Raw genomic sequence first — 24,833 nt, 5'->3', positions numbered from 1 at the left:
CCGGACGACGACCGTCGACCAGACCCAGCTCGAAAGGCGGTTCCATGACGCCCCCGCACAACTACCTGGCCGTGATCAAGGTGGTCGGCATCGGTGGTGGCGGCGTCAACGCCGTCAACCGCATGATCGAGGTCGGCCTCAAGGGCGTCGAGTTCATCGCGGTGAACACCGACGCGCAGGCGCTCCTCATGTCCGACGCCGACGTGAAGCTCGACGTCGGCCGCGAGCTCACCCGGGGCCTCGGCGCCGGCGCGGCGCCCGACGTGGGCCGCCGCGCCGCGGAGGACCACCGCGAGGAGATCGAGGAGGTCCTCAAGGGCGCCGACATGGTGTTCGTGACCGCCGGCGAGGGCGGCGGCACCGGCACCGGCGGCGCGCCCGTGGTGGCGAGCATCGCGCGCAAGCTCGGCGCCCTGACGATCGGCGTCGTCACCCGCCCCTTCAACTTCGAGGGCAAGCGGCGCGCGACCCAGGCCGAGAACGGCATCACCGAGCTGCGCAACGAGTGCGACACGCTCATCGTCATCCCCAACGACCGGCTCCTGCAGCTCGGCGACGTGGGCCTCTCGCTCATGGACGCCTTCCGCAGCGCGGACGAGGTCCTGCTCTCCGGTGTCCAGGGCATCACCGACCTCATCACCACGCCGGGTCTGATCAACCTGGACTTCGCCGACGTCAAGAGCGTCATGTCCGGGGCGGGCAGCGCCTTGATGGGCATCGGTGCCGCGCGGGGCGAGAACCGATCGGTCGAGGCCGCGGGCAAGGCGATCAACTCGCCCCTGCTCGAGGCGAGCATGGACGGCGCCTACGGCGTGCTGCTCTCGATCGCGGGCGGGTCGGACCTCGGCCTGTTCGAGATCAACGAGGCGGCCTCGCTCGTCCAGGAGGCCGCGCATCCCGAGGCGAACATCATCTTCGGGACGGTCATCGACGACTCGCTGGGCGACGAGGTCCGCGTCACGGTGATCGCGGCGGGCTTCGACTCCGGGTCGCCGACGCACAAGAAGCTCGAGCCCCAGGCGCTCGGGTCCGCGTCGTCGAGCGCGACGGTGTCGGCGCAAGCCGGGGACGTGCACCGGCCGGGCGCCACGAACGGCGCCGCGAGCGGCACCCCGAACGGGTCCACGAACGGCACCCCGGCCGCGCCCGCCAACGCCGGCGGGCCGTCGCCCGCGGTCTCCGCCGCCCCCACCGTCCCGGCGCGCCCGGCGGTCGACCGCGCCGCGGTCGAGGCCACCGCGGGCCCCGGCGCCAACGGGGCGGGTTCCGCGGGCGCCGCACCGAGCGACCCGGCCGGTGAGGCCGCCGCCTCGGCGCCCTCGAACGGCGCCGCGGGCGCGTCGTCGTCGGAGACCCCGGCGGCCCGCAGCGCGGACGAGGACGACGTGGACGTCCCCTCGTTCATGAGACGCTGAGGGCGTGGCTGCGCGCCCCGTCTCCGGACCTGTCTCCCGCTCCGCGACCGCCGACGACCCGCGCGACGGGCCCGCGCCGACGCCCCCGCTGCGGGTGCGGCGCGTCCTGACGACGCGGGCCGGCGGGCGCTCGGCGTCGCCGTACGACTCGTTCAACCTCGGCGACCACGTCGGCGACGACCCGGCGGCGGTCGCGGCCAACCGGCGCCGCCTCGGTGACGGCATCGGTCTCGGGCCGGAACGCGTCGCCTGGATGCACCAGGTGCACGGCACCGGCGTCGCGGTGGTGTCGTCGGCCGGTGGCGAGACGCCGACCGCGGACGCGATGGTCACCGACCAGCCGCGGCTCGCGCTGGCCGTCGTCGTGGCCGACTGCGTGCCCGTGCTGCTCGCCGATCCCACCGTCGGGGTCGTGGCCGCCGCCCACGCCGGGCGGCGCGGCGCGGCCGACGGCGTCCTCGACCGCACGCTCGAGGCGATGGCCGCGCTGGGTGCCGAGCCCGGGCACGTCGAGGTCCTGCTCGGGCCCGCGGTGTGCGGCGAGTGCTACGAGGTCCCCGCGGGGATGCGCGACGAGGTGGAGGCCGCCCTGCCCGCCAGCGCGGCGACCACCCGCCTCGGCACCCCCGGACTCGACCTGCGCGCCGGCCTGCGCCGGCGGCTGGCCGAGCTCGGCGTCACGCGGGTCGACACCGACGCGCGCTGCACGTTCGAGGACGACCAGCTCTTCAGCCACCGGCGCGCCCAGCCGACCGGACGCTTCGCCGCGGTCACGTGGTGGGAGTACGCGCGGCCGTGACGGCACCGCCGGAAAGGCCGGACGGGCCGGAGCGGCCCGCGGGCCCGGACGCCGGGGAGGCCGATCGCCGGGCCGGGCTCGCCGACGCGCTCCACGCGGTGCGCGCCCGCGTCGCCGACGCCGCGCGCGCCGCGGGCCGCGACCCCGCCGAGGTCGGCCTGCTCGCGGTGACCAAGACGTGGCCGGCCTCCGACGTCGCGCTGCTGTGCGATCTCGGCCTCGACGCGTTCGGGGAGAACAAGGAGCAGGAGGGCGCCGCGAAGGCCGCCGAGCTCACGGCCCTCCGCCCGGACGCCGCCGCCCGGTGGCACGTCGTGGGACGGCTGCAGCGCAACAAGGCCCGCAGCCTCGTGCGGTGGGCCCACGCCGTCGACTCGGTCGACTCCCCGCGCCTCGTCGACGCACTCGCGGCCGCGGCCGCGAAGGCCGTCGACGCGGGGGAGCGGTCCGACCCGCTCGAGGTGCTGATCCAGGTGAGCGTCGACGCCGACCCCGGCCGGGGCGGCGCGCCGGTCGCCGACGTGCCGGCGCTGGCCGACCGGGTCGCCGGATGTGATCACCTGCACCTCGGCGGCCTGATGACGGTGGCCCCCCAGGACGTCGAGCCGGCGGAGGCGTTCGCCACGGTGTGGGAGGTGGCGGAGCGGGTACGCGCGGCGCACCCGCACGCGTCCGCCCTGTCCGCGGGGATGTCGGGGGATCTCGAGGCCGCCATCGCGCACGGGTCGACGTGCGTGCGTGTCGGAACGGCCTTGCTCGGCCGACGGTGAGCTAGCGTTCCGTGTGAGTGAACGACACGGATGTGACTCACCGCGTGTGGAGCGCGGGGTCCCCGTCGGACAGGGGAGACGGCCATGACCACTCTGCACCGCGTGAAGGCGTACTTCGGCATGGTCCCGGCCGACGAACTGGACTCGTACGACGGTTACGACGACGATCGGTACGACGGACGAGACCGGCACCCGCTGGACCGGCACTCCTCGGACCGGCACCGGTACGGGAGCGACCGCTACGACGACCGCTACGACGCGTACGACGGCGGTTACGACTCCTCCTACGACCGCTACGGCCGTGACTCCCGCGGGCGTGCCGCCGACGAGCGCTACGACCGGGAGTCCCGGGACGCGCGCGACGACCGGTACGACCGCTACGAGGACTCGCGGGAGCGGCGCACGCCGCGCCCGCGCGACCCGGAGGTGGCCGAGATCCGCCGCGACGACGACGCGGCCACCGAGACCGTCCCCCGCACCGCGGGGCGCGGCCGGAGCTGGGCGGCCAACACGGGCCCGAGCCACACGTCGGTGCGCCCGACGCACCGGACGCCGCCGTCGCTGTCGTCGGCGCCGACCTCCTTCTCCTCGTCGTCGTCCGCGTCCACGGCGGCCGCCGCGGCGTCCTCGCCGGCTCCGGCGCCGCTGAAGGCCGCGCCGACCCCGGCGACATCGAGTGCCTCCTCGGCGTCGGCCGCCGACGACCCGCAGAGCGCGCCTGCCGAGATCACCTCGCTGCAGCCCAAGAGCTACAACGAGGCGCGCCTCATCGGCGAGCGCTACCGGGACGGCATTCCGGTGATCTTGAATCTGACCGAGATGGACGACGTCGCGGCCAAGCGCCTGGTCGACTTCGCCGCCGGTCTGGCCTTCGCGATGCGCGGCTCCATCGAGAAGGTCACCAACCGCGTGTTCCTGCTCTCACCGCCGAACGTCGAGGTCTCGGCGTCGGACCGCCGCAAGCTGGCGGAGAAGAACTACGCCTCGACGTCGTAGGGAGCCGGGCCCCGCGACCCCTCCGGCGGCGCGTCGCGGGGACTCTGGCACCCTGCTGGTCCTCACGGCCGCCGCCGGGCCTCCGGACGGCGGCCGCGGGTGGTCCGGTGACGCGAGCGGTGTCACATCCACGGGCTGCCGAGCGATGCTCCTGACGGGCTCCCGCCCTGCTCGCGAGCTCGATCGACACGTCGCGCCACGCGGCCGATCGGGGGACGCGCGCTGTGGCGCGCCGGATGGCGTCCTGGGTGCGCCGAGCGCATCTCGACGGGCCGTCGAGGCCCGACGGTCCCGGGATCCGCTCCTGTCACCGCACGTAGAGGGACACGGAACGTCACGACCCGACCGGCGGATCGCTACCGGCCGCGATAATCGGTAGGTCTGTGGGTTTCGCGGGCCCCGCTCGTGGCGCTGCGTCACCATTCGAGCGTTGTGGGCAGCGCGTCACTGGACCCGTCCATTATGGTTCTGTCGCTCGCAGAGGTCATACTCTGCGGGTCGCGGAGCTCGAAGAGCCCGAGGTACCTGGGGTTCCGCAGCCGAGGAGTGCTTGAGGAGATCCGATGCCGCTGACCCCCGCCGACGTTCACAACGTCGCGTTCAGCAAGCCGCCGATCGGGAAAAGGGGCTACAACGAGGACGAGGTCGACGCTTTCCTCGACCTCGTCGAGGCTGAGCTCGGTCGCCTGCTGGAGGAGAACAACGACCTCCGCGAGCAGGTCGAGCAGCTCGAGCAGCAGCTCTCGTCCGCGCACGCGGACCTCGACGACGCCCGCAGCAAGGCCGCGTCCGCCCCGAGCCAGAGCTCCGGGCCGGCCACGCAGGTCTCGGCCCCGCCGCCGGCGCGTCCCGTGGAGGACGCCCCGCGCACCGTGCAGCAGCCGATGCCGCCGCAGCAGCCCCAGCAGCCCCAGCAGCAGCCGCAGCCGGTCACCCAGGCCGTCTCCCCGCCGCCGTTCGGCATGTCCGAGCAGCAGGGTGGCGGCGGTGGCGGTGACCACCACGTGCAGGCCGCCAAGGTCCTCGGGCTCGCCCAGGAGATGGCCGACCGGCTCACCGCCGAGGCCAAGTCCGAGGCCGACGGGATGCTCGCCGACGCGCGCACCAAGTCCGAGCAGCTCCTCTCCGAGGCGCGCACCAAGTCCGACAGCATGGTCAACGAGGCGCGCACCCGCGCCGAGACCATGCTGAACGACGCGCGCACGCGCGCCGAGACGCTCGAGCGGCAGGCGCGCGACAAGGCGTCGACCCTCGAGCGCGACGCCCAGCGCAAGCACAACGAGACGATCAGCCTCATCGAGCAGCAGAAGGGCGGGCTCGAGAAGAAGATCGACGAGCTGCGCACCTTCGAACGCGAGTACCGGACCCGCCTGAAGACCTACCTCGAGTCGCAGCTGCGCGACCTCGACGGCCGGGGCTCCGCGGCGCCGGACAACGGCCGCAACGGCAGCGGCGGGTACGCGACCAGCGGCTACGGCTCGCGAGCCGAAGCCGGCAGCTGACGGCCGCCGCCGGCCCGCGCGCGATGGCGCGCGCGGGCTCGTGGCCCTGAGTCGGGGGTCCGATCGTGCTGCTCCTCGTCCTGCTCTGTGTGCTGATCGCCTTCGGGCTCCTCGTGGTGGCCGTGGTCACCTCGGTGGCCACGTGGGCCTGGGGCTCGGTGGTCGCCAGCGTGCTGGCCGCCGTCCTCCTGGTCGCCGACGTCGTCCGCCGACGCCGGCGCTCGCGGGAGAGCCGTCGTGACGCCGTCGGCGCCGCGGCACCGGCCTCGTCGACGTCGTCGACATCGACGGGGCCGTCCGCGTCGGGTTCGACGCCGTCCACCCCCTCCGGTTTCGCTCCGGGGCCACACTCCTCGGCCCCGGGGCAGGGCTCTCCGGAGGGCTCGGCGTCACCGGTGGGCGGCCCGCCCCCCGGCGGCCGTCCGCCCGGTGCTCCGCCGCAGGCGTCGCCCGCCGGCTCGGCCGGTCCGGGTGGTCCGGGCGGCCCTGGTGGTCCCGGCGCGCCGGGCGCCGGACGCCCGCACGGGGCGCCGGAGGCCGCGACAGCGATGGTCGGCACGCCACCGGGCCAGGGGCCGCAGGACGCGCAGGCCACGGAGGTCGCGCGCAGGCCGGACGCGGAGAAGGCACCCGAGGGTGCGCGCGGTCAGGACGAGCGCGGCGGCCGGTACACGGCAGCCGGAGCGGTCGGGGCGGCAGGGCTCGCCGCCGGAGCGGCCGGAGCGGCTGTGGCGTCCCAGGGTTCCGGCCGCGGGGCCGGCCCCGGTGCTGGTCCGCCGGGAGCGCCCGCCTCGCCGGCGCAGCCACCGGCGTCGGGGACCCAGGCCGGTCCGGCCGGTCCGTCTCCCCGGACGCGCTGGGCCACCCCCACCTCACGACTGAGCACCGAGACCTCCCGCGCGCCCGGCGCTCCCCGCGGCGCCCTCGTGCTCGGCATGCTGCCGCTGGCCGGCACGCCCGCCGAGGCCCGGCTGGGCGGTACGCCCGCCGGCCCCGGCACACCCCTCGACGCCCGTCCCGCGGACCCGCGCTCGCCGGGTGCTCCCGCCGAGCCGGCGTCTTCCGGTCCGACAGCAGGTGCCGACGCTCCCGCCGGCACCGCACCCGGCGGCAACGGCGCGGCGGGTGGACCCGCGGCCGCCGCGGCGGGCGTGGGCGGCGCCGCCGGAGCGGTCGGCGCGGCGGCCGCCGCATCGGGACGTCCCGGCGGCGACGGGGACGACGCCGCCACCACGCGCCTCGAGATGGGCGACATCGCCCGCATGCGCCAGGTCTCCGCGGACGGCGCGGCCCCGAACGGCGGCCCGCCGCCCGGAGCTCCCGGCGCACCCGGAGGCCCGGGCCGTCCCGGTGCCCCCGGTCAGCCCGGCGGCATGCCCCCCGGCGGTCCGCCGCCCGGCGCCCCCGCGGGCCAGGCCCCCGGCCGTCCGCCCGGCGGGATGCCGCCCGGCGGAGCCCCGCCGCCCCCGCCGCCGGCCGCCCCGCCGGAGGAGGAGGTCGTCGACGACGCCGCCCGCCAGGCGGCCGCCGGTCTCGACGACGAGGTCCTGGTCATCGACGAGGAGCCGCTGTTCCACCTCGGGCGGTGCAGCTACCTGTACGGCCGCGAGGTGATCCCGCTGCCCGCCTCCGAAGCGGTCGAGCTGGGGTTCACCGGGTGCTCGTGGTGCACGCCGGTCACGGCGCTGACGGGGGCCCAGAGCGCCGACAGCCGCGGCTGACGTCGTCGCCGACGACCGTCGGGCCGGGGTGAACCGCCTCACCGACCCGAGATCCGTCGCCGTCCGATTGCTGCCCGCTCGCTAGGGTCGTGCCTCCGCTGGGGAGGGGGTACGACGCGTGGACCAGCTGCCCCTCCTGCTCGGGATCGGCGCGGGAGTCGTGCTCGTCGCCGTCCTGGCCGTGCGCGTGTCCACGCGCGTCGGGCTGCCCTCGCTGCTGATCTACCTCGCGATCGGCGTCGCGCTCGGCGAGTCCGGGCTGGGCATCCGGTTCGACGACGCCGCGCTCACCCAGGCGCTGGGGATCGCCGCGCTCGTCCTCATCCTCGCCGACGGCGGGCTCTCGACCCGCTGGACCACCGTGCGCCCCGCGCTGAGTCTCGGGGTCGCGCTCTCCACGGTGGCCGTCGCGGTGAGCATCGGCGTCACCGGCCTGGCGCTCTGGGCACTGCTCGGGCTCGACCTGCGCGTCGCGTTCCTCTGGGGCGCGGTGCTCTCGTCGACCGACGCCGCCGCGGTGTTCAGCGTGCTGCGCAACCTCGGGCTCTCCGGACGGCTGGTCGGCGCGCTGGAGCTGGAGTCCGGCCTCAACGACGCACCGGTGTTCCTCGCCGTGGTGCTCCTGTCGTCGGCGGCGACGCTGACCTGGCTCGACCCGCTGCTCGTCGTCTACGAGCTCGTCCTCGGCGGGCTGCTCGGCGCGGCGCTCGGCCGGCTGGGGGCCCTGGGGCTGCGCCGCGCCGCCCTGCCCGCGACCGGCCTCTACCCGCTCGCCACGCTCGCGGTCTGCGTGCTCGCGTTCGCCTCGGCGCAGCTGCTGCACGCGTCCGGCCTGCTCGCCACCTACACCGCCGCGCTCGTCCTCGGGAACTCGACGCTGCCGCACCGGGAGGGCACCCGGTCGTTCGCCGAGGGCCTCGGCTGGCTCGCCCAGATCGGGCTGTTCGTGCTGCTCGGGCTGTTCGTGTCCCCGGACCGCCTCGTCGACGCCGTGGTGCCCGCGCTGATCGCCGGCGCCGTCCTGACGCTCGCGGCCCGGCCGCTGTCGGTGCTGGCCGCGTCGATCGGTCTCCGGGTGCCCTGGCGGGAGCAGGCCTTCCTGTCCTGGGCTGGGCTGCGCGGAGCCGTCCCGATCGTGCTCGCCCTCATCCCGCTGACCGAGGGCGTCCCCGGCGCGCAGGCGCTCGTCGACGCGGTGTTCGTGCTCGTCGTGGTGCTCGTTCTCGTCCAGGGCACGACCCTGCCGCTCGTGGCCCGCGGCCTCGGGCTCGGCGGCGGCTCGCGGGTCGAGGAGATCGAGGTCGACGCCGCACCCCTGGACACCCTGCGCGCCGATCTCCTGCAGATGACGGTGCCCGTCGGCTCGAAGATGCACGGCGTCTACGTCCGGGAGCTGCGCCTGCCCGAGGGGTCCGGGCTGAGCCTCGTCGTCCGGGACGGCACGAGCTTCACCCCGCAGGGAGCGAGCCGCATCCAGGAGGGCGATCAGCTCCTCGTCGTGACCACCGAGACGGCGCGGGCGGCCGCCGAGGACCGGCTGCGCTCGGTCGACCGGTCCGGCCGTCTCGCCCGCTGGCGCGGTGACACCGGCGGCACGCCCTCGCTGCGGGGCCCGCGCCGCGATGCGTCCGACGGCCCGGACGGCACGGTGCGGGGCGGGCGGGCCCCGAACCCGCCGGGCGGCCCGCCGGCGGGCGGGTCACCGGACCGCGGCGCGGGTCCTGGGACCATGGACCCGTGAGCAGCGCACCCACCGAGCCCGAGAGCGCCCCTGAGGCGCCCGGGGATCTCCCGCCGAAGCGGGTCCCGACGCTGGTCGTCCTCACGGTCGCGGTGGTCGCCCTCGACCTCGTCACCAAGATCCTCATGGTGTCGTGGCTGCGCGACGGCGAGCGCGTGCCGCTGGTCGGCGACCTCGTGTCGTTCACCCTGGTCCGCAACCCGGGCGCGGCGTTCTCGTTCGCCACCGGCATGACCTGGGTGCTGACGCTGGTGGCGCTGGCCGTCGTGGTCGGCATCGCCCGCTTCGCGCGGCGGCTGCGCTCGCGTGGCTGGGCGATCGCGCTCGGGCTCGTGCTCGGCGGCGCGCTGGGCAACCTCGTCGACCGCTTCTTCCGGGGCCCGGGTCCGCTGCAGGGCCACGTCGTCGACTTCGTCTCGGTCGGCTGGTTCCCGGTGTTCAACGTGGCCGACTCGGCCATCACGGTCGGCGGCGTGCTGCTCGTGCTGCTCGCGCTGCTGGGGCGCGACCTCGACGGCACGCGGACGGGCTCCCGCGACACCACCCACGGCGGCGGCGACGCCGACCCCGGCACCGGCCACACCGGGTCGACGCCGTGAGCCTCCGGACGCTGCCGGTCCCCGACGGTCTCGACGGGATGCGGCTCGACGCCGGCCTGTCGCGGATGCTCGGCCTCTCGCGCACCGCGGTCGCCGACCTGGCCGCCGACGGGGCGGTGCGCGTCGACGGGGTCGCCGCCGGCAAGTCCGACCGCCTCGTCGCCGGCGCGTGGCTCGAGGTCGAGCTGCCCGAGCCCGCCGACGCCACCCCGATCGTCACCGCCGAGGCCGTCGAGGGCCTCGTCGTGCTGCACGAGGACGACGAGATCGTCGTCGTCGACAAGCCCGTGGGCGTGGCCGTGCACCCCAGCCCCGGCTGGGCGGGCCCGACCGTCGTCGCCGGGCTGGCCGCGCTGGGCATCCGCATCGCCACCAGCGGCGCCGCGGAGCGCCAGGGCATCGTGCACCGTCTCGACGCCGGCACCACCGGGGTGATGGTGGTGGCGAAGTCGGAGCGGGCCTACTCGGTGCTCAAGCAGGCGTTCCGCGACCGCACCGTCTCGAAGGTCTACCTCGCCGTCGTCCAGGGCCACCCGGACCCCAGCGAGGGCACCATCGACGCGCCGATCGACCGTCACCCCAAGCAGGACTGGAAGTTCGCGGTGATGCGCGACGGCCGTCCCAGCGTCACGCACTACCGCACCCTCGAGGCGTTCCGGGCCGCCTCGCTGCTCGAGGTCGAGCTCGAGACGGGGCGCACCCACCAGATCCGGGTGCACTTCTCGGCGGTGCGCCACCCCTGCGTCGGCGACCTCACCTACGGCGCCGACCCCACGCTCGCCCGCACCCTCGGGCTGTCCCGCCAGTGGCTGCACGCCCACCGCCTCGGCTTCCACCACCCGGCCGACGGGCGCTGGGTGGAGTTCGTCAGCGAGCCCCCGCCGGACCTCGCGCAGGCGCTCGAGACCCTGCGGGCGGCGAGCTGAGCGTGGCTCGCGCGGAGCCCGGCGAGGACGAGCAGGACGACGAGCAGGACGAGGACGAGTCCCGCCTGCGGTGGCCGACGGCAGCGATCGTCCTCGCCGTCGTGCTGGTCGTGGCCCTCGTGACCGCGTGGTTCGCCGGGTCGTCGAGCCCGGGCCCGGACGGCTCCGGCATCCCCGGCAGCACCGACGCGGCGCGGCTCGGGCCCGCGCCCGGCGAGACCGTCGCCGGCTACCTCGCCCGCGCCCGTGCCGTGCCGCCGGGGCCGCCCGGTCCGCGTCCGGCGCTCGTGGAGCTCTCGGCAGAGCTCGACGTCGGCGCCGCGGCCGCGGTGGCCGGGGTCCCGGGCGTCACGGCGCGCGCCGCGGTCTTCCGCGTGCCGCTGCCGCGGGTGCAGACGGCGCTGCGACAGGTCACCCTCGACGGCTCGGTCGACCCCGCCACGGCCCTGCGGCTCGCCGAGGCCCAGGCGGCCAACCGCGCCGGCGAGCAGGCCCGCACGTCGACGGGCCGGGCGGCCGCGGTGGCCGCGACCGAGTCGGCGCGCCTGTCGTCCGGGTGCGCGTGCGTCGTCGCGCTCGTCGTCGAGATCGACCCGGCGACCGTGCCGACGCTGCTGTCGCGCACGGGCGTGCGGGCCGTCGAGGTGGCCCCGGCCGACGCCCGGATCGGGGCGCTGGCCGTGTCGCCGCTGCTGCCCGAGCAGGTCGACGACGGACGCGAACCACCCGCGATCGTCGGTCCGGTGCCCGACGACGGCCCGGTGCCGCCGCCCTGAGATCCTCGCGACCCCTGTGAGGGGACCGACAGGGTGACGCCCGTCGTGGGGTCCCCCGGCGCGGCGTGGCAGAGGACGATGGCGGGTAGAGCCGAGAGGAACCGTCCGTCGGCGGCCCTGAATCGTCACGGCCAGCACCGACAAGCCCGTCGCGAGAGGAGTGCGGCACATGACCGCCGATCCGTCACCCCGGCCGGAGGCCTCGGGGACGTCGATCACGAACACCGATTGGCGGCCGCACGTCGTCGTGCTCGGTGCGGGGTTCGCCGGTCTCGCCGCGGTCCGCGCGCTGCGCAAGGCCCCGGTCCGCGTCACGCTCGTCGACCGGCACAGCTACAGCACCTTCCAGCCGCTGCTCTACCAGGTGGCCACGGGGGCGCTGAACCCCGGCGACATCACCTACGGCGCGCGCAGTTTCGCCGCCACCACGGGAGCGCACTTCCGCAAGGGCGAGGTCACCACGATCGACCCCGACGCCCGCACCGTCTCGCTCGACGTCGGGCCGGACCTCGCGTACGACTACTTGATCATCGCCAACGGCGTGACCACCAACTACTTCGGCGTGCCGGGCGCCGCCGAGCACGCGTTCCCGATCTACACGCGCGCCGAGGCGCTGGCCGTGCGCGACCGCATGACGAGCTACCTCGACCACATCGCGGCCACCGGCGAGGCCCGCGGCGCGTCGGTCGTCGTCGTCGGCGCGGGCGCCACCGGCGTCGAGATGGCCGGGACGCTCGCCGAGCTGCGCAACACCGTGCTGCCGAGCCGGTACCCGGAGCTCGACCCGCACCAGGTCAACGTCGTCCTGGTCGAGATGACCGACAAGGTCCTCGCGCCGTTCGCGCCCAAGCTGCGTGACTATGCCGCCGAGCAGCTCCGGGCCCGGGGCGTCGAGCTGAGGCTCGAGACCGCGGTGAAGGAGGTCCGTCCCGACTCGGTCCTGCTCGCCGACGGCACCGAGCTCGAGGCGCAGATGACGGTGTGGGCCACCGGGGTCGCCGCGCAGGAGCGCGTGGAGTCCTGGGGCCTGCCGCAGGGCAAGGGCGGACGGATCGTGGTCGGCGGCGACCTGCGCGTCGCGGAGCACCCCGAGATCCTCGTCGCGGGGGACATCGGGGTCATCGACGACGACCCGCTGCCGCAGCTCGCGCAGCCCGCGATCCAGACCGGGCAGCACGCCGGGCGCACCATCGCGCACGTGATCGCCGGCGAGCCCACCGAGCGGTTCCACTACAAGGACAAGGGCACGATGGCGACCATCGGGCGCCTCTCGGCCGTCGCCGACATCGCGCACGGGCCCAAGCTCACCGGCGTGCTCGCGTGGCTGACCTGGATGCTCGTCCACGTCTTCGCGCTGCTCGGCAACCGCAACCGGCTGTTCGTGACCCTCGGGCTCGCGTTCCGCTACCTCGCGCAGCGCCGCGGGGTGATGGTCGTCGGCGACGATCCGGGCTGACCCGGGCTGAGTGCGCGGCCCGGGGCCCGACGTGCGAGGCTCCGCAGCTGACGAGCCCTGACCCGACAGAAAGCAGGAGCACAGGCATGGCGCCCACCCCCGTCAACGTCACCGTCACCGGCGCGGCCGGACAGATCGGCTACGCGCTGCTCTTCCGCATCGCCGCCGGCGACCTGCTGGGGGAGGGGGTGCCGGTCCGGCTCAAGCTCCTGGAGATCCCGCAGGCCGTGAAGGCCGCCGAGGGCACCGCGCTGGAGCTCACCGACGGCGCCTTCGAGCTGCTCGACGGCATCGACGTCTACGACGACGCCGCGCAGGCCTTCGAGGGCACCAACGTCGGCCTGCTGGTCGGGGCGCGCCCGCGGACGAAGGGCATGGAGCGCGCCGACCTGCTCGAGGCCAACGGCGGCATCTTCAAGCCGCAGGGCGAGGCGCTCAACGGTGCGGCGGACGACGTCAAGGTGCTCGTGGTCGGCAACCCGGCCAACACCAACGCCCTCATCGCGCGGGCGAACTCGGACGTGCCGGCCGACCGTTTCACCGCCATGACCCGCCTCGACCACAACCGCGCCCTCGGGCAGCTCGCGGTGAAGTACGGCGTCGGCGTCGGCCAGGTCTCCAAGGTCACGATCTGGGGCAACCACTCGGCCAGCCAGTACCCGGACGTCACCTACACCGAGATCGACGGCAAGCCGATCGGCGACGACGTCGACCGCGCCTGGCTGACCGACGAGTTCATCCCGCGGGTCGCCAAGCGCGGCGCCGAGATCATCGAGGCGCGCGGCGCGTCGTCGGCGGCGTCGGCGGCCGCGGCGGCCATCGACCACGTGTACACGTGGACCAACGGCACCAAGCCGAACGACTGGACGTCCGCCGCGATCGTGTCCGACGGCTCCTACGGCGTCCCGGAGGGCCTGGTCTCGTCGTTCCCGGTCACGGCGTCGAACGGGAAGTGGGAGATCGTCCAGGGCCTGGACATCAGCGACTTCTCCCGCGAGCGCATCGACGCGTCGGTGAACGAGCTCGCCGAGGAGCGCGAGGCGGTCCAGAAGCTGGGCCTGGTCTGAGACGCTGACGGGCGTGAGCAGCGAACCGGTCGAGGTGTTCCGCGGCGACGCGCTGGCCGAGGGCGACCCGACGCCCGGCATGCGCCGGGAGGTGGCGTTCTCGACGGACGCGCTGTGGGCGGGCCTCGTCCACACCGAGCCCGGCGCCTCGTCCGGCTGGCACCACCACGGCGAGCACGAGACCAGCCTCTACGTGGTGCACGGCGCGATGAAGCTGGAGTTCGGCCCCGGCGGCGGCGACGCCGTCGAGGCCGGCCCCGGCGACTTCCTGCGCGTCCCGCCGCACACGGTGCACCGCGAGTCGAACCCGACGGGCGAGCGGTCCACCGCCGTGATCGGACGGGCGGGCGGGGGACCGCCCACCGTCAACGTCGAGGGCCCGGACCCGGCGTAGACCGGTCGCGGTCCGGTGGGGCAACCTGAGGGCATGACCCTCGGCGCCGTCCTCACCGCCATCGTGACCCCGTTCGCCCCCGACGGCTCGGTCGACGAGCAGGCCTTCGTCGACCTGATGGGCCACCTGTACAAGTCGGGGACCGACGGGCTCGTGGTGTGCGGGACGACCGGCGAGGCGTCGACGCTCTCCACCGAGGAGCACCTGCGCCTCGTCGAGCTGGCCGTCGAGCACCGCCCGGCGGGCGCGTCCGTCGTCGCGTCGACGGGGTCGAACGACACCCGCCACGCCTGCGAGATGACCGAGAAGGCCACCGCCGTCGGCGCCGACGCGATCCTGTCGGTGACGCCGTACTACAACAAGCCGAACCGGCGGGGCCTCGTCGCGCACTACACCGAGGTCGCGCGCGCCACCGACAAGCCGGTCGTGCTCTACAACATCCCCTCGCGCGTCGTGCTCGACCTCGACAACGCGATGCTCGCCGAGCTCGCCCAGATCGAGCGGATCGACTACGTCAAGCAGGCCAACAACGCCAACCTCGCGCCCGTCGACGGCCTCGGGATCTACGCCGGCAACGACGACCTGTTCGGATCGGTGCTCGAGATGGGCGGCTGCGGCGGCATCCTCGTCGCCAGCCACGTCGTCGGGCCGGCCATGCGGCGGATGGTCGACGAGCCGGACCAGCGCGCCGAGATCGAGGCCTCGCTCAAGCCGGTCTTCGACGCCCTCGGCGTCACCACCAACCCGATCCCGATCAAGGCGGCGCTGGACCTCGTCGGGCACCCCGTCGGCGGCCTGCGCCTGCCGATGGTCCCGGCCGACTCCCGCGAGCGCGAGGTCGTCCGCGCGGCGCTCGAGGGCGTCGGGGTGCTGTAACCGCTCCTCGCGATCGGCGGGGCTCGTGGCCTGCGGAACGTGCCGGTCGCGGACTCCGTCGCCCGCGGCCGAGATCACGAGCGCGTCATGCACCTCTCGGGCCTCTCGGAGGTGCGTGGTGCGCCGCTGATCTCCGTGGCACGCGGCGTTGTCGGGGGTCGGGAGCACGCTCCACCTCGACGACCCCGAGGAGGAGCCATGGGCAGGCGCAGGCACGACGGACGGCGGCGGGCGGCGAAGGTCGCGGCGCGGCGGAGGCGCCAGGAGCGCGGGGCGGCCCGCCCGCCACGTGCGCCGCGTCCCCGCCGGGTGGCCGTGGAGCGGGTCGGGACGCCGCTGCTGAGCGACTGCGAGCTGCTCGAGCAGTTCCCGCAGGCGTTCGACGACGACCTCGACGACGACCTCGACGACGGCTGGTGGGACGAGGACGACGGGTGGGACGACGGGGACGGCGAGGACGGCGATGACGACGGCCCGGACCTGATCGACGTGCTCCAGGCCCGCCTCCGCGACGTCGTGATGGCGACGGCCGAGCGGCGCGATCCCGGTATCGCGCGGGCGTTCGTCGCCGCTACCCACGAGTCCGGTACCTGCCCGGCCGGGGGGAGTCGCGAGGACCGGGTCACCGGCAACCGCACGCTGGTCGACCTGTTCCTCGGCGCGTGGCTCGTGAAGGTGCCGCGCCGCTTCCCGACGGCCGACCTCCCGGGGCGAGCCGCCACGTGGGTCGCGGCCCAGCTCGGCGAGGAGGGTCTCGCGGTGGAGGACGCGGCGCGGGTCCTCGGGCCCTCGGCACGGGAAGCGCTGCGCGAGCACTTCCTGCGGACGCCGGAGGACGTCCTGGTCGCCCGGTTCTGGGTGCTCGCGGCAGCCCTCGCGCTCCTCACGGGTGGCCACGACACCGCCGCGGACCTCCTGCTCGCCGGCGACGACGGCCGCTGACCGGCGCATCGGAGCGCGACCGCCGTGCCGCCGCGCGGAGATCACCAGTGCACCAGGCACCTCCGGAGCCCGTCGGAGGTGCGTATCGCACCGGTGATCTCCGATGGCCCCGGCCGGCCACCCCGTGCGCCGTCGACCGGCTTGTTTCGCATGATCAGCCCCCCACGCGCCCGCGCAACGCGTCACGTGGCCGGTCCCACCCGCCGATCCCGTCCCCTCGGCCCCACACGAACGTGCGACCCCGCATCCGTGGGGCACGAGAGGCGCGTGTGGCGGATGGGAGGAGCCCGGATCCGGGCGACACGCCGGACCGTCGGAGGTGAGCAGCGAGGACGGATCGGGCCCGCGGGGAGGGGCGGCGCTGTCGGGGGTCGCGATTACTCTGGAGCCGCTCCCGCCGACCGCCGTCCCGCCCGCGACACCGGCCGGCTCACCGGAGCACCGCGGCGCCCAGGGGAGGTCCCACGACGTGACCGGCGACTCGTTCGTCCACCTGCACACGCACACCGAGTTCTCGATGCTCGACGGTGCCGCGCGGTTGGACGACCTGTTCGCCGAGGCCGCGCGGATGGGCATGCCGGCCCTGGCCATGACCGACCACGGCAACACCTTCGGCGCCTACGAGTTCTGGAAGAAGTCGAAGGACCACGGGGTCAAGCCGATCATCGGCATGGAGGGCTACCTCGCGCCCGGCAGCCGCCACGAGCGCAAGCGCGCGACGCTGGGCGGCCAGGTCATCAGCGATGACAACCCGGGCCAGATGTACACCCACATGACGCTGCTGGCCGAGAACACGGAAGGGATGCACAACCTCTTCCGTCTCTCCAGCCTCGCGAGCCTCGAGGGTTACTACTACAAGCCGCGCATGGACCGCGAGCTGCTCGAGACCTACGGCAAGGGGATCATCGCGACCACCGGCTGCCCGTCGGGCGAGGTCGCGCGCTACCTGCAGCAGGACGACTTCGACGGCGCGTGCCAGGCCGCGAGCGACTACCGCGACATCTTCGGCGCCGACAACTTCTTCTGCGAGCTGATGGACCACGGCATCGAGATCGAGCGCCGGGTCCGCGACGACCTCTACGACCTCAAGAAGAAGCTCGACCTCCCCGGTCTCGCCACCAACGACCTGCACTACACCTACGCCAAGGACGCGAAGCCGCACGAGGTGCTGCTGTGCGTGCAGACCGGCAAGACGATGAACGACCCGAACCGCTTCCGGTTCGACGCTCAGGACTTCTACCTCAAGAGCGCGCAGGAGATGCGCGCGCAGTGGGACGGCGTCTTCCCCGAGGCCTGCGACAACACCCTCGCGATCGCCGAGCGCGTGAACGTGGAGTTCGAGGAGGGGCGCGACCTCATGCCGGGCGCCCCTGTGCCCGCGGGTGAGACCGAGTCGACGTGGCTCGTCAAGGAGGTCGAGCGGGGCCTGCAGCAGCGGTTCCACGGCCAGGTCCCGGAGGGCCACCGTCAGCAGGCCGCGTACGAGATCGACGTCATCTGCCAGAAGGGCTACCCCGGCTACTTCCTGGTGACGGCCGACCTCGTGGCGCACGCCAAGTCGGTCGGCATCCGCGTCGGTCCGGGCCGCGGCAGCGCCGCCGGCTGCCTCATCGCCTACGCGCTGGGCATCACCGAGCTCGACCCGGTGAAGCACAACCTGATCTTCGAGCGGTTCCTCAACCCCGAGCGCAAGTCGATGCCCGACATCGACCTGGACTTCGACGAGCGCCGGCGCGGCGAGATGATCCGGTACGTCACGGAGAAGTACGGCGAGGACCGCATCGCCCAGATCATCACCTACTCCACGATCAAGGCGAAGGCCGCGATCAAGGACTCCGCGCGGGTGCTCTACGGCCAGCCGGGCTACGCGGTGGCCGACCGCATCTCCAAGGCGATGCCGCCGCCGGTGATGGGCAAGGACATCCCGCTCTCGGGGATCTTCGACCCGGGCCACAAGCGCTACTCCGAGGCCACCGAGGTGCGCGCGCTCTACGAGGCCGACGCGCAGGTCAAGGAGATCGTCGACACCGCGCGTGACCTCGAGGGACTCAAGCGCCAGTGGGGCGTGCACGCCGCCGGCGTGATCATGTCGTCGACGCCCCTGCTCGACGTCCTGCCGATCCAGCGCCGGGACTCCGACGGCGCGATCATCACGCAGTTCGACATGGGCGTCTGCGAGACGCTCGGGCTGCTGAAGATGGACTTCCTGGGGCTGCGCAACCTCACGGTCATCGACGACGCCCTGCACAACATCACCCTCAACGGCAAGCCGGCGCTCGACCTCGACAACCTCGCGCTCGACGACACCGAGGCCTACAAGCTGCTGGCCCGTGGCGACACGCTCGGCGTCTTCCAGCTCGACGGCGGCCCGATGCGCGACCTGCTGCGGCGCATGGAGCCGACGACGTTCGAGGACATCTCGGCCGTCCTCGCGCTGTACCGGCCCGGGCCGATGGGCGCCAACGCGCACAACGACTACGCCGACCGCAAGAACGGCCGGCAGGAGGTCAAGCCGATCCACCCGGAGCTGGCGGAGCCGCTCTCGGAGATCCTGGGCGAGACGTTCGGTCTGATCGTCTACCAGGAGCAGGTCATGGCGATCGCCCAGCAGCTCGCGGGCTACTCGCTGGGCACCGCCGACCTGCTGCGCCGCGCGATGGGCAAGAAGAAGAAGGAGATCCTCGACAAGGAGTTCGTGCCCTTCTCCGAGGGCATGAAGGCCAACGGCTACTCGCAGAACTCCATCCAGACACTGTGGGACATCCTCGTCCCGTTCTCCGACTACGCCTTCAACCGCGCGCACACCGCGGGCTACGGGCTGGTCTCCTACTGGACGGCCTACCTCAAGGCGAACTACCCCGCCGAGTACATGGCCGCGCTGCTCACCAGCGTGCGCGACGACAAGGACAAGGCGGCGATCTACCTCTCGGAGTGCCGCAAGCTCGGCATCACCGTGCTGCCGCCCGACGTCAACGACTCGGTGCGCGACTTCGCCCCGGTCGGCGTCGACATCCGCTTCGGCCTGGGCGCGATCCGCAACGTCGGCACCAACGTCGTCGACGCGATCGTCGAGACCCGCCGCGAGAAGGGCGCGTTCACCGACTTCTCGGACTTCCTGCGCAAGGTCCCGCAGCAGGTCTGCAACAAGAAGACGGTCGAGTCGCTGATCAAGGCCGGCGCGTTCGACTCGCTGGGCCACCCGCGCAAGGGCCTCGCGCTGGTGCACGCCGAGGCCGTCGACGCGGTGATGACGACGAAGAAGGCCGAGGCCGACGGGCAGTTCGACCTGTTCGGGAGCTTCGACGGCCCGGACGAGGACTCCGCCGACACGACGGGGATGTTCGACGTCAAGGTGCCCGAGGGGGAGTGGGAGTCCAAGCACCGCCTCGCGCTCGAACGGGAGATGCTCGGCCTCTACGTGTCCGGCCACCCGCTCAACGGCATCGAGCAGGTCCTCGCGAGCCGGGCCGACACCCAGATCACGAAGATCCTCGAGGGCGACGTCGCCGAGGGCGCGACGGTCACCGTCGGCGGCATCCTCGCCACCGTCACCCGCCGGGTGAACAAGAAGGGCGAGCCCTGGGCCTCGGCGCAGATCGAGGACCTCGCCGGCGGCATCGAGGTGCTGTTCTTCCCGCGCACCTACGCGGCGGTGTCGATCGACGTCGCCGAGGACGCGATCGTGCTGGTCAAGGGCAAGGTCAACAAGCGGGACGACCGCGTGAGCCTGTTCGTCGAGGACCTCGCGGTGCCCGACCTGTCCGGGGGCGTCGGCGGCGCCCCGGTGAAGGTCGTCATCGAGAGCGCGCGCTGCACCCCGGAGCGCGTCGGGAAGCTCAAGGAGGTCCTCGTCGCCCACCCGGGCCCGAGCGAGGTCCACCTCACGCTGCTCGCGGCCAACGGCGCGAGCCACGTGCTGCGTCTCGATGACGGCCTCAAGGTCACCAACTCCGGCGCGCTGATGGGTGACCTCAAGGCCCTGCTCGGTCCACGCTGTCTGGGCTGAGAGAGGAGCTGGTTATGAGTGGTCGGGTGGTCCACTTCGAGGTCCCGTTCGACGACGGCGACCGCGCGCGGGCGTTCTACGGCGCGATCTTCCGGTGGACGCTGCAGGAGATGCCGGGCATGGACTACACGCTCGCGATGAGCGGCCCGGTCACCGAGCAGGGCGCGCCGGAGGAGCCCGGGTACATCAACGGCGGCATGTTCCGCCGTGGTGAGGGCGAGCCCCGCGGGCCGGTGATCGTCGTCGATGTCGGGGACATCGACGAGACGCTCGCGCGGGTCGCCGAGTACGGCGGCGAGGTCCTGAGCGCGAAGCAGGCGGTCGGTGCGATGGGGTTCGCCGCGTACTTCCGCGACACCGAGGGCAACGTCGTCGGTCTCTGGGAGACGGCGGGCGGCTGACGACGGGGGCCGTCAGCGCACGAGCCCCTCCCAGCTCCACCGCGGCATCGCGGCGTTCGTCGGCACCACCGCGTCGACCGGCGAGTACTCCAGCACGTCGGCGACGGCCCACTCCATGTAGGCCCGCAGGCAGGCGCGCAGCTCGGGGTCGTCGGGCACCCCGGCGTCGTCGAGCGCGGCCAGGAAGCACGCGAGGAAGCGCCGGCCGAGGTCGTCGATCTCCCCGTTGCCGCTGTGCAGCCACAGCACGTGCGACTGGTCGGCGTCGCCGCGGGAGTACCGCGGCGGCCCGCCGAGCACCTCCGCCCAGTAGGCCGCCAGGCGTTCGACGTGCTGCGGGTGCTGGTCGGGATGGGAGAACGGGTGCCCGAGCTCGGGATCGGCCAGGCAGCGGCGGTGGTGCGCCCGCGCGAGGGCGAGGAACGCCGCGTCGCCGCCGACCGCGTCGTAGACCGAGGGTCGCGTCACGTCCGGTCCTCCTTCGCGGGCAGGCGGTCCGAGCCTGGTCGGAGAACGTGGCCGACGGCAAGGAACCCTTGACCCAGGGCCGTGACGCGGCGCACGGTCGAGGCATGGCCGCCCCCACGCAGGACAACCGCAGCGATGAGGACCAGACGTCGGCGTTCCGCCCGTCGCAGGAGGGCATCGTGATGCCCCAGCCGCCGACCTTCGCCACGAGCGCGGAGGAGCGGCTGCACCGCAAGCAGCAGCTCGCCGGGGCGTTCCGCATCTTCGGCAAGTTCGGGTTCGGCGAGGGCATCGCCGGCCACATCACCGTGCGCGACCCGGAGGACGAGCACCTGTTCTGGGTCAACCCGTTCGGCATGAGCTTCCGGCACATCCGTGTGTCGGATCTGATCGCCGTGAACCACGACGGCGACGTCGTCCACGGCTCCCGGCCGGTGAACCAGGCCGGGTTCGTCATCCACTCCGCGGTGCACGCGGCGCACCCGCACGTGGTGGCGGCCGCGCACGCCCACTCGGTGTACGGCAAGTCGTGGTCGTCGCTCGGCCGTCCGCTCGACCCGATCACGCAGGACGCCTGCACGCTCTACGAGAACCACGGCGTCGTCAGCGAGGGCCGCGGCGCGGTCGTGCTCGACCCCGAGGTCGGGCGGGCGCTCGCCGCCGGGCTGACCGGCCGCAAGATGGTCTTCCACCAGAACCACGGCATCTTCTCGGTCGGCGAGACGGTCGCCGAGGCCGCGTGGTGGTTCATCAACACCGAGCGCAACTGCCAGGCCCAGCTGATGGCCGAGGCCGCCGGCACGCCGACGCAGATCGACCACGCGAACGCGAAGTTCACCGCGGAGACGACCGGCTCGCCCTACATGGGCTGGTTCTCCTTCCAGCCCCTGTGGGACGAGATCGTCCGGACCGATCCCGACCTCTTCGAGTAGCTCCGACCAGCGCTGCGATGATGGCCGGGTGATCGTCGACGCCCACGTCCACGTCGCCCACCTGGCCCGGCTCAAGGTCCCGTGGGAGCAGTGGATCGGCCCCGCGGGCCCGTCGGAGGAGTGGACGGCCGCGTACGACAGCGACGGCGCCGCGATCCCGGAGAAGATCTCGGCGCTGTTCGCGGGCGCGGGCGTCGACCGCGTGCTGCTGTTCTGCGAGTACTCCCCGAAGGTCACCGGCTGGCAGACCGTCGAGGACATGCTCCCGCTGGTGGACGCGGACGCCGACCGGTTCCGGGTCGTCGCCAACATCAACCCGCACGTCCACCACCCGGTGGCCGCGGAGCTCGACCGGCAGCTCGACCTCGGTGCGGTGGCGCTCAAGGTGCACCCGGTGCACGCCGGGATCGCCCCCAACGACGCCCAGCTCTACCCGGCCTACGCCCGCTGCCTCGAGCGCGGTGTGCCCGTCATCGTGCACACCGGGCCGTCGACGTTCCCCGGCGCCACCGCCCGCTACGGCGACCCCGTCCTGCTCGACGACGTCCTGCGCGACTTCCCGGGGCTGACCGTGGTGCTCGCGCACGGCGGGCGCGGGTGGAGCTACGAGGCGGCGGCGTCGCTCGCGCTGACCCGCGAGAACGTGTGGCTCGACGTCGCCGGCCTGCCGCCGCACAAGCTGCCCGTCTACTACGAGCGGTTCGGCTTCGAACGCGTCGCGGCGAAGTGCGTGTTCGGCACCGACTCCCCGGCGGCCGACCCGGCCCGCAACATCGCCGCGATCCGCGACCTCGGGCTGAGCGAGGCGCTCACCGACGGACTCCTCGGCGGACACGCCCAGCGGGTCTACCCCGGTCTCTCAGATCCGCCCCGCCGCGTCTGAGACGCACGGCACCCTCGCCGGGCAACGGCGAGGGGAGTAGCGTCGGTTGGCGGACCGATCGGTCCAGGACCGTGTGGTCCGAGCCAGACCCCGAGAGGAGCCCTCGTGGCACGGACTCCCGCGCCCGGGACCCGGGACCGGATCCTCACGACCGCCTCGCGCCTGTTCTACGAGCACGGTGTCCGCGCCGTCGGGATGAACCAGGTGATCAGCGAGGCGGGCACCGGCAAGAACCTGCTCTACTCGCACTTCCCGACGAAGTCCGATCTCGTCGCCGCCTACCTCGAGCGGGCCCGCGACATCCGGTCCTCGACCGCCCGCACGGCGCGCGAGGCGGCGGACGACGAGCCGCGGGCCCAGCTGCTCGCGCTCGTGGAGGACGTCGCGACGACGACCGCCCACCCGCGGTTCCGGGGATGCGCCTTCCGCAACTACCTGGCCGAGTTCCCCGACGACGCCGACCTCGGCGCGGCCGAGGGGCCACCCACACCGGCCGGCGTGGCGCACACCGTCCTCGCCGCGTCGCACCGGGAGCTCGCGACGCTCGTCGAGGCGCTCGGCGCCGCCGACCCCGAGCGCCTCGTCGAGGAGCTCTGGCTCGTCGTCGACGGGCTCTACCTGCAGGCCGCGTACCGGGACCGCCTCGACCAGGGTGCGGCCGGCCGGACCGCGGTCGAGCTGGCCGCGCGCATCATCGACGCCCACACGACGTGAGCGCGCCGACCGCGGTCCGCCCGCGCACCGTCCTGCTGATCACGTCGGCGGCCGCGTTCCTGTCGAGCCTCGACCTGTTCATCGTCAACCTGGCCTTCCCGGACATCCGCGCCGACTTCCCGGGCACCGACCTCGGCCAGATCTCCTGGGTGCTCAACGGCTACACCGTCGTCTTCGCCGCGTTCCTCGCCCTCGCCGGGCGCCTCGCCGACCGCTCCGGCCACCGGCGGGTCTTCCTGGTCGGGCTCGCGGTGTTCACCCTCGCGTCCGCGGCCTGTGCGGTCGCGCCCTCGGTGGGCCTGCTCGTCGCCGCGCGGGCGGTCCAGGCGCTCGGTGCCGCGCTCGTGACGCCGACGTCGCTGTCGCTGCTGCTCGCGGCCTTCCCGGCCGAACGCCGCGCCCACGCCGTCGGTGCCTGGGCCTCGATCGGCGCGGTCGCGGCCGCGCTCGGCCCGCCGCTCGGCGGCCTGCTGGTCGAGGCGTCGTGGCACTGGGTCTTCCTCGTCAACGTGCCGGTCGGTCTCGTCGCGCTGGTCGCCGGCTCCCGGTTCCTGCCGGCGGGGGTCGGCACGGGCGCGGGCCGGCCCGACGTGCTCGGCGCCGTGGGGCTGGTCGTCGGCGTCGGGGCGCTGGCCTACGCCCTGGTCCGCGCCCCCGACCTCGGCTGGCTGTCGGCGCCGGTGGTCGCGGGCCTCGTCGTCGCGGTCCTCGGCCTCGCCGGGGTCGTGGCGCGCTCGCGCCGCCATCCCGTGCCGGCGCTCGACCTCGCCGTGGTCGCGACCCCGGTGGTCGGCCTCGCCGCGCTGACGATGCTCGCCTTCACCACCGGGTTCGCCGGCATGCTCGTCGCGAACGTCCTCTACCTGACCGGCACCTGGGGCTGGCCGGCGCCGGTCGCCGGGCTGGCGCTGGCGGTCGGGCCGCTCGTGGTGGTGGTCGTGTCACGGCAGTCGGGCCACCTCACCGGGCGCTTCGGCATCGGTCCGGTGGTCGCGGTGGGTGCGCTGCTGTTCGCGGCCGGTCCGGCGTGGTGGGCGCTGCGGCTCGGGGTGACCCCCGGGTACGCGTCCGGGATGCTGCCCGGCCAGCTCGCCACCGGGCTGGGCGTGGGCCTCGTCCTGCCCGCGCTGTCCTCGGTCGTCGGCACCGCCCTGCCCGCGCACCGGTGGGGCACCGGGTCCTCGTTGATCACCACCGCCCGCCAGGTCGGGTCGGTGCTCGGGGTTGCGCTGCTGGTGTCGGTGATCGGCACACACACCACCGGACGGCCCGAGGAGCTCGGCCTCGTGCGCGCCGGCTGGGTGATGCTGGCGCTCGCCGGTGCCGTCGCCGCGGTGTGCGCGCTGGCGCTGGCCCGGGCCGAGCGCCGGGACCGGCGGATCGAGGCCCCTGAGCTGGTCGTTCGGCAGAGCACGGACGATTGCCCGGCCGGGCGGGCGGGGTAGTCGT

The 24,833-nt window shown here is 74.1% G+C and carries 22 protein-coding genes; 21 read left to right on the top strand and 1 reads right to left on the bottom strand.

The window, feature by feature from the left end:
• Nucleotides 1-44: 44 nt before the first annotated feature.
• From ftsZ to ACR9E3_RS22125, 17 genes are all read left to right on the top strand, one after another.
• A complete protein-coding gene (gene ftsZ, locus ACR9E3_RS22205) occupies nucleotides 45-1,415 on the top strand; it encodes a cell division protein FtsZ (protein WP_460382707.1) in 1,371 nt (456 codons plus the stop codon).
• Nucleotides 1,416-1,503: 88 nt separating this feature from the next.
• Entirely contained in the window at nucleotides 1,504-2,214 is a 711-nt protein-coding gene (gene pgeF / locus ACR9E3_RS22200; protein WP_460382820.1) for a peptidoglycan editing factor PgeF, read from the top strand.
• Between the two features lie 98 nt (nucleotides 2,215-2,312).
• Nucleotides 2,313-2,984 (top strand): YggS family pyridoxal phosphate-dependent enzyme, encoded by a 672-nt coding sequence (locus ACR9E3_RS22195; RefSeq protein WP_460382819.1) that lies wholly within the window; start codon nucleotides 2,313-2,315, stop codon nucleotides 2,982-2,984.
• 426 nt (nucleotides 2,985-3,410) lie between these two features.
• Entirely contained in the window at nucleotides 3,411-3,980 is a 570-nt protein-coding gene (locus tag ACR9E3_RS22190) for a cell division protein SepF (RefSeq protein WP_460382818.1), read from the top strand.
• A 563-nt stretch (nucleotides 3,981-4,543) separates the two neighbouring features.
• Nucleotides 4,544-5,482, top strand: coding sequence for a DivIVA-like cell division protein Wag31 (wag31, locus tag ACR9E3_RS22185; RefSeq protein WP_460382705.1), 939 nt, complete (start codon nucleotides 4,544-4,546; stop codon nucleotides 5,480-5,482).
• Between the two features lie 65 nt (nucleotides 5,483-5,547).
• Nucleotides 5,548-7,203 carry a hypothetical protein gene (locus ACR9E3_RS22180; RefSeq protein WP_460382703.1) on the top strand — a complete coding sequence of 552 codons (1,656 nt, stop codon included), beginning with the start codon at nucleotides 5,548-5,550 and terminating at the stop codon, nucleotides 7,201-7,203.
• Nucleotides 7,204-7,321: 118 nt separating this feature from the next.
• Nucleotides 7,322-8,944, top strand: a complete 1,623-nt coding sequence (locus ACR9E3_RS22175) for a potassium/proton antiporter (protein WP_460382702.1) — start codon at nucleotides 7,322-7,324, stop codon at nucleotides 8,942-8,944.
• The gene (gene lspA / locus ACR9E3_RS22170) at nucleotides 8,941-9,543 is read left to right on the top strand and encodes a signal peptidase II (RefSeq protein WP_460382701.1); all 603 of its coding nucleotides are present in this window, start codon (nucleotides 8,941-8,943) and stop codon (nucleotides 9,541-9,543) included. Before ACR9E3_RS22175 ends, lspA begins: the two co-directional genes overlap by 4 nt.
• Entirely contained in the window at nucleotides 9,540-10,469 is a 930-nt protein-coding gene (locus ACR9E3_RS22165) for an RluA family pseudouridine synthase (protein WP_460382700.1), read from the top strand. The genes lspA and ACR9E3_RS22165 overlap by 4 nt, the downstream gene beginning before the upstream one ends.
• Before the next feature lie 2 nt (nucleotides 10,470-10,471).
• Complete coding sequence (locus ACR9E3_RS22160; RefSeq protein ID WP_460382699.1) at nucleotides 10,472-11,245, top strand: hypothetical protein; 774 nt, start codon at nucleotides 10,472-10,474, stop codon at nucleotides 11,243-11,245.
• A 169-nt stretch (nucleotides 11,246-11,414) separates the two neighbouring features.
• Nucleotides 11,415-12,701 carry an NAD(P)/FAD-dependent oxidoreductase gene (locus ACR9E3_RS22155; RefSeq protein WP_460382698.1) on the top strand — a complete coding sequence of 429 codons (1,287 nt, stop codon included), beginning with the start codon at nucleotides 11,415-11,417 and terminating at the stop codon, nucleotides 12,699-12,701.
• A gap of 86 nt (nucleotides 12,702-12,787) precedes the next feature.
• Entirely contained in the window at nucleotides 12,788-13,768 is a 981-nt protein-coding gene (locus ACR9E3_RS22150) for a malate dehydrogenase (protein ID WP_460382696.1), read from the top strand.
• A gap of 13 nt (nucleotides 13,769-13,781) precedes the next feature.
• Nucleotides 13,782-14,162 (top strand): cupin domain-containing protein, encoded by a 381-nt coding sequence (locus ACR9E3_RS22145; protein ID WP_460382694.1) that lies wholly within the window; start codon nucleotides 13,782-13,784, stop codon nucleotides 14,160-14,162.
• Between the two features lie 33 nt (nucleotides 14,163-14,195).
• Nucleotides 14,196-15,038: a 4-hydroxy-tetrahydrodipicolinate synthase gene (gene dapA / locus ACR9E3_RS22140; RefSeq protein ID WP_460382693.1), complete on the top strand. Its 843-nt coding sequence runs from the start codon at nucleotides 14,196-14,198 to the stop codon at nucleotides 15,036-15,038.
• 198 nt (nucleotides 15,039-15,236) lie between these two features.
• On the top strand, nucleotides 15,237-15,980 hold the full coding sequence (locus ACR9E3_RS22135; protein ID WP_460382692.1) for a hypothetical protein: 744 nt from the start codon (nucleotides 15,237-15,239) through the stop codon (nucleotides 15,978-15,980).
• A 469-nt stretch (nucleotides 15,981-16,449) separates the two neighbouring features.
• Nucleotides 16,450-19,986 (top strand): DNA polymerase III subunit alpha, encoded by a 3,537-nt coding sequence (gene dnaE / locus ACR9E3_RS22130; protein WP_460382691.1) that lies wholly within the window; start codon nucleotides 16,450-16,452, stop codon nucleotides 19,984-19,986.
• A 14-nt stretch (nucleotides 19,987-20,000) separates the two neighbouring features.
• Nucleotides 20,001-20,387, top strand: a complete 387-nt coding sequence (locus tag ACR9E3_RS22125; protein WP_460382690.1) for a VOC family protein — start codon at nucleotides 20,001-20,003, stop codon at nucleotides 20,385-20,387.
• Between the two features lie 12 nt (nucleotides 20,388-20,399).
• On the opposite strand, the gene ACR9E3_RS22120 is transcribed toward ACR9E3_RS22125, so the two are convergent.
• On the bottom strand, nucleotides 20,400-20,855 hold the full coding sequence (locus ACR9E3_RS22120) for a group II truncated hemoglobin (RefSeq protein WP_460382689.1): 456 nt from the start codon (nucleotides 20,853-20,855) through the stop codon (nucleotides 20,400-20,402).
• A gap of 104 nt (nucleotides 20,856-20,959) precedes the next feature.
• Here ACR9E3_RS22120 and ACR9E3_RS22115 point away from each other — a divergent pair, with 104 nt between their 5' ends.
• The 4 genes from ACR9E3_RS22115 (at nucleotide 20,960) to ACR9E3_RS22100 (ending at nucleotide 24,829) form a co-directional block, all read left to right on the top strand.
• Nucleotides 20,960-21,787 (top strand): class II aldolase/adducin family protein, encoded by an 828-nt coding sequence (locus ACR9E3_RS22115; protein ID WP_460382688.1) that lies wholly within the window; start codon nucleotides 20,960-20,962, stop codon nucleotides 21,785-21,787.
• Nucleotides 21,788-21,815: 28 nt separating this feature from the next.
• Nucleotides 21,816-22,670, top strand: coding sequence for an amidohydrolase family protein (locus ACR9E3_RS22110; RefSeq protein WP_460382687.1), 855 nt, complete (start codon nucleotides 21,816-21,818; stop codon nucleotides 22,668-22,670).
• Between the two features lie 105 nt (nucleotides 22,671-22,775).
• A complete protein-coding gene (locus ACR9E3_RS22105; RefSeq protein WP_460382686.1) occupies nucleotides 22,776-23,384 on the top strand; it encodes a TetR/AcrR family transcriptional regulator in 609 nt (202 codons plus the stop codon).
• Nucleotides 23,381-24,829 carry an MFS transporter gene (locus ACR9E3_RS22100; RefSeq protein ID WP_460382685.1) on the top strand — a complete coding sequence of 483 codons (1,449 nt, stop codon included), beginning with the start codon at nucleotides 23,381-23,383 and terminating at the stop codon, nucleotides 24,827-24,829. Before ACR9E3_RS22105 ends, ACR9E3_RS22100 begins: the two co-directional genes overlap by 4 nt.
• Nucleotides 24,830-24,833: the final 4 nt, after the last annotated feature.

It is taken from the genome of Actinomycetospora sp. C-140, from assembly GCF_054796175.1.
Note: the sequence above shows the minus strand (reverse complement) of the source record. Positions and strands in the feature narration are given on the sequence as shown.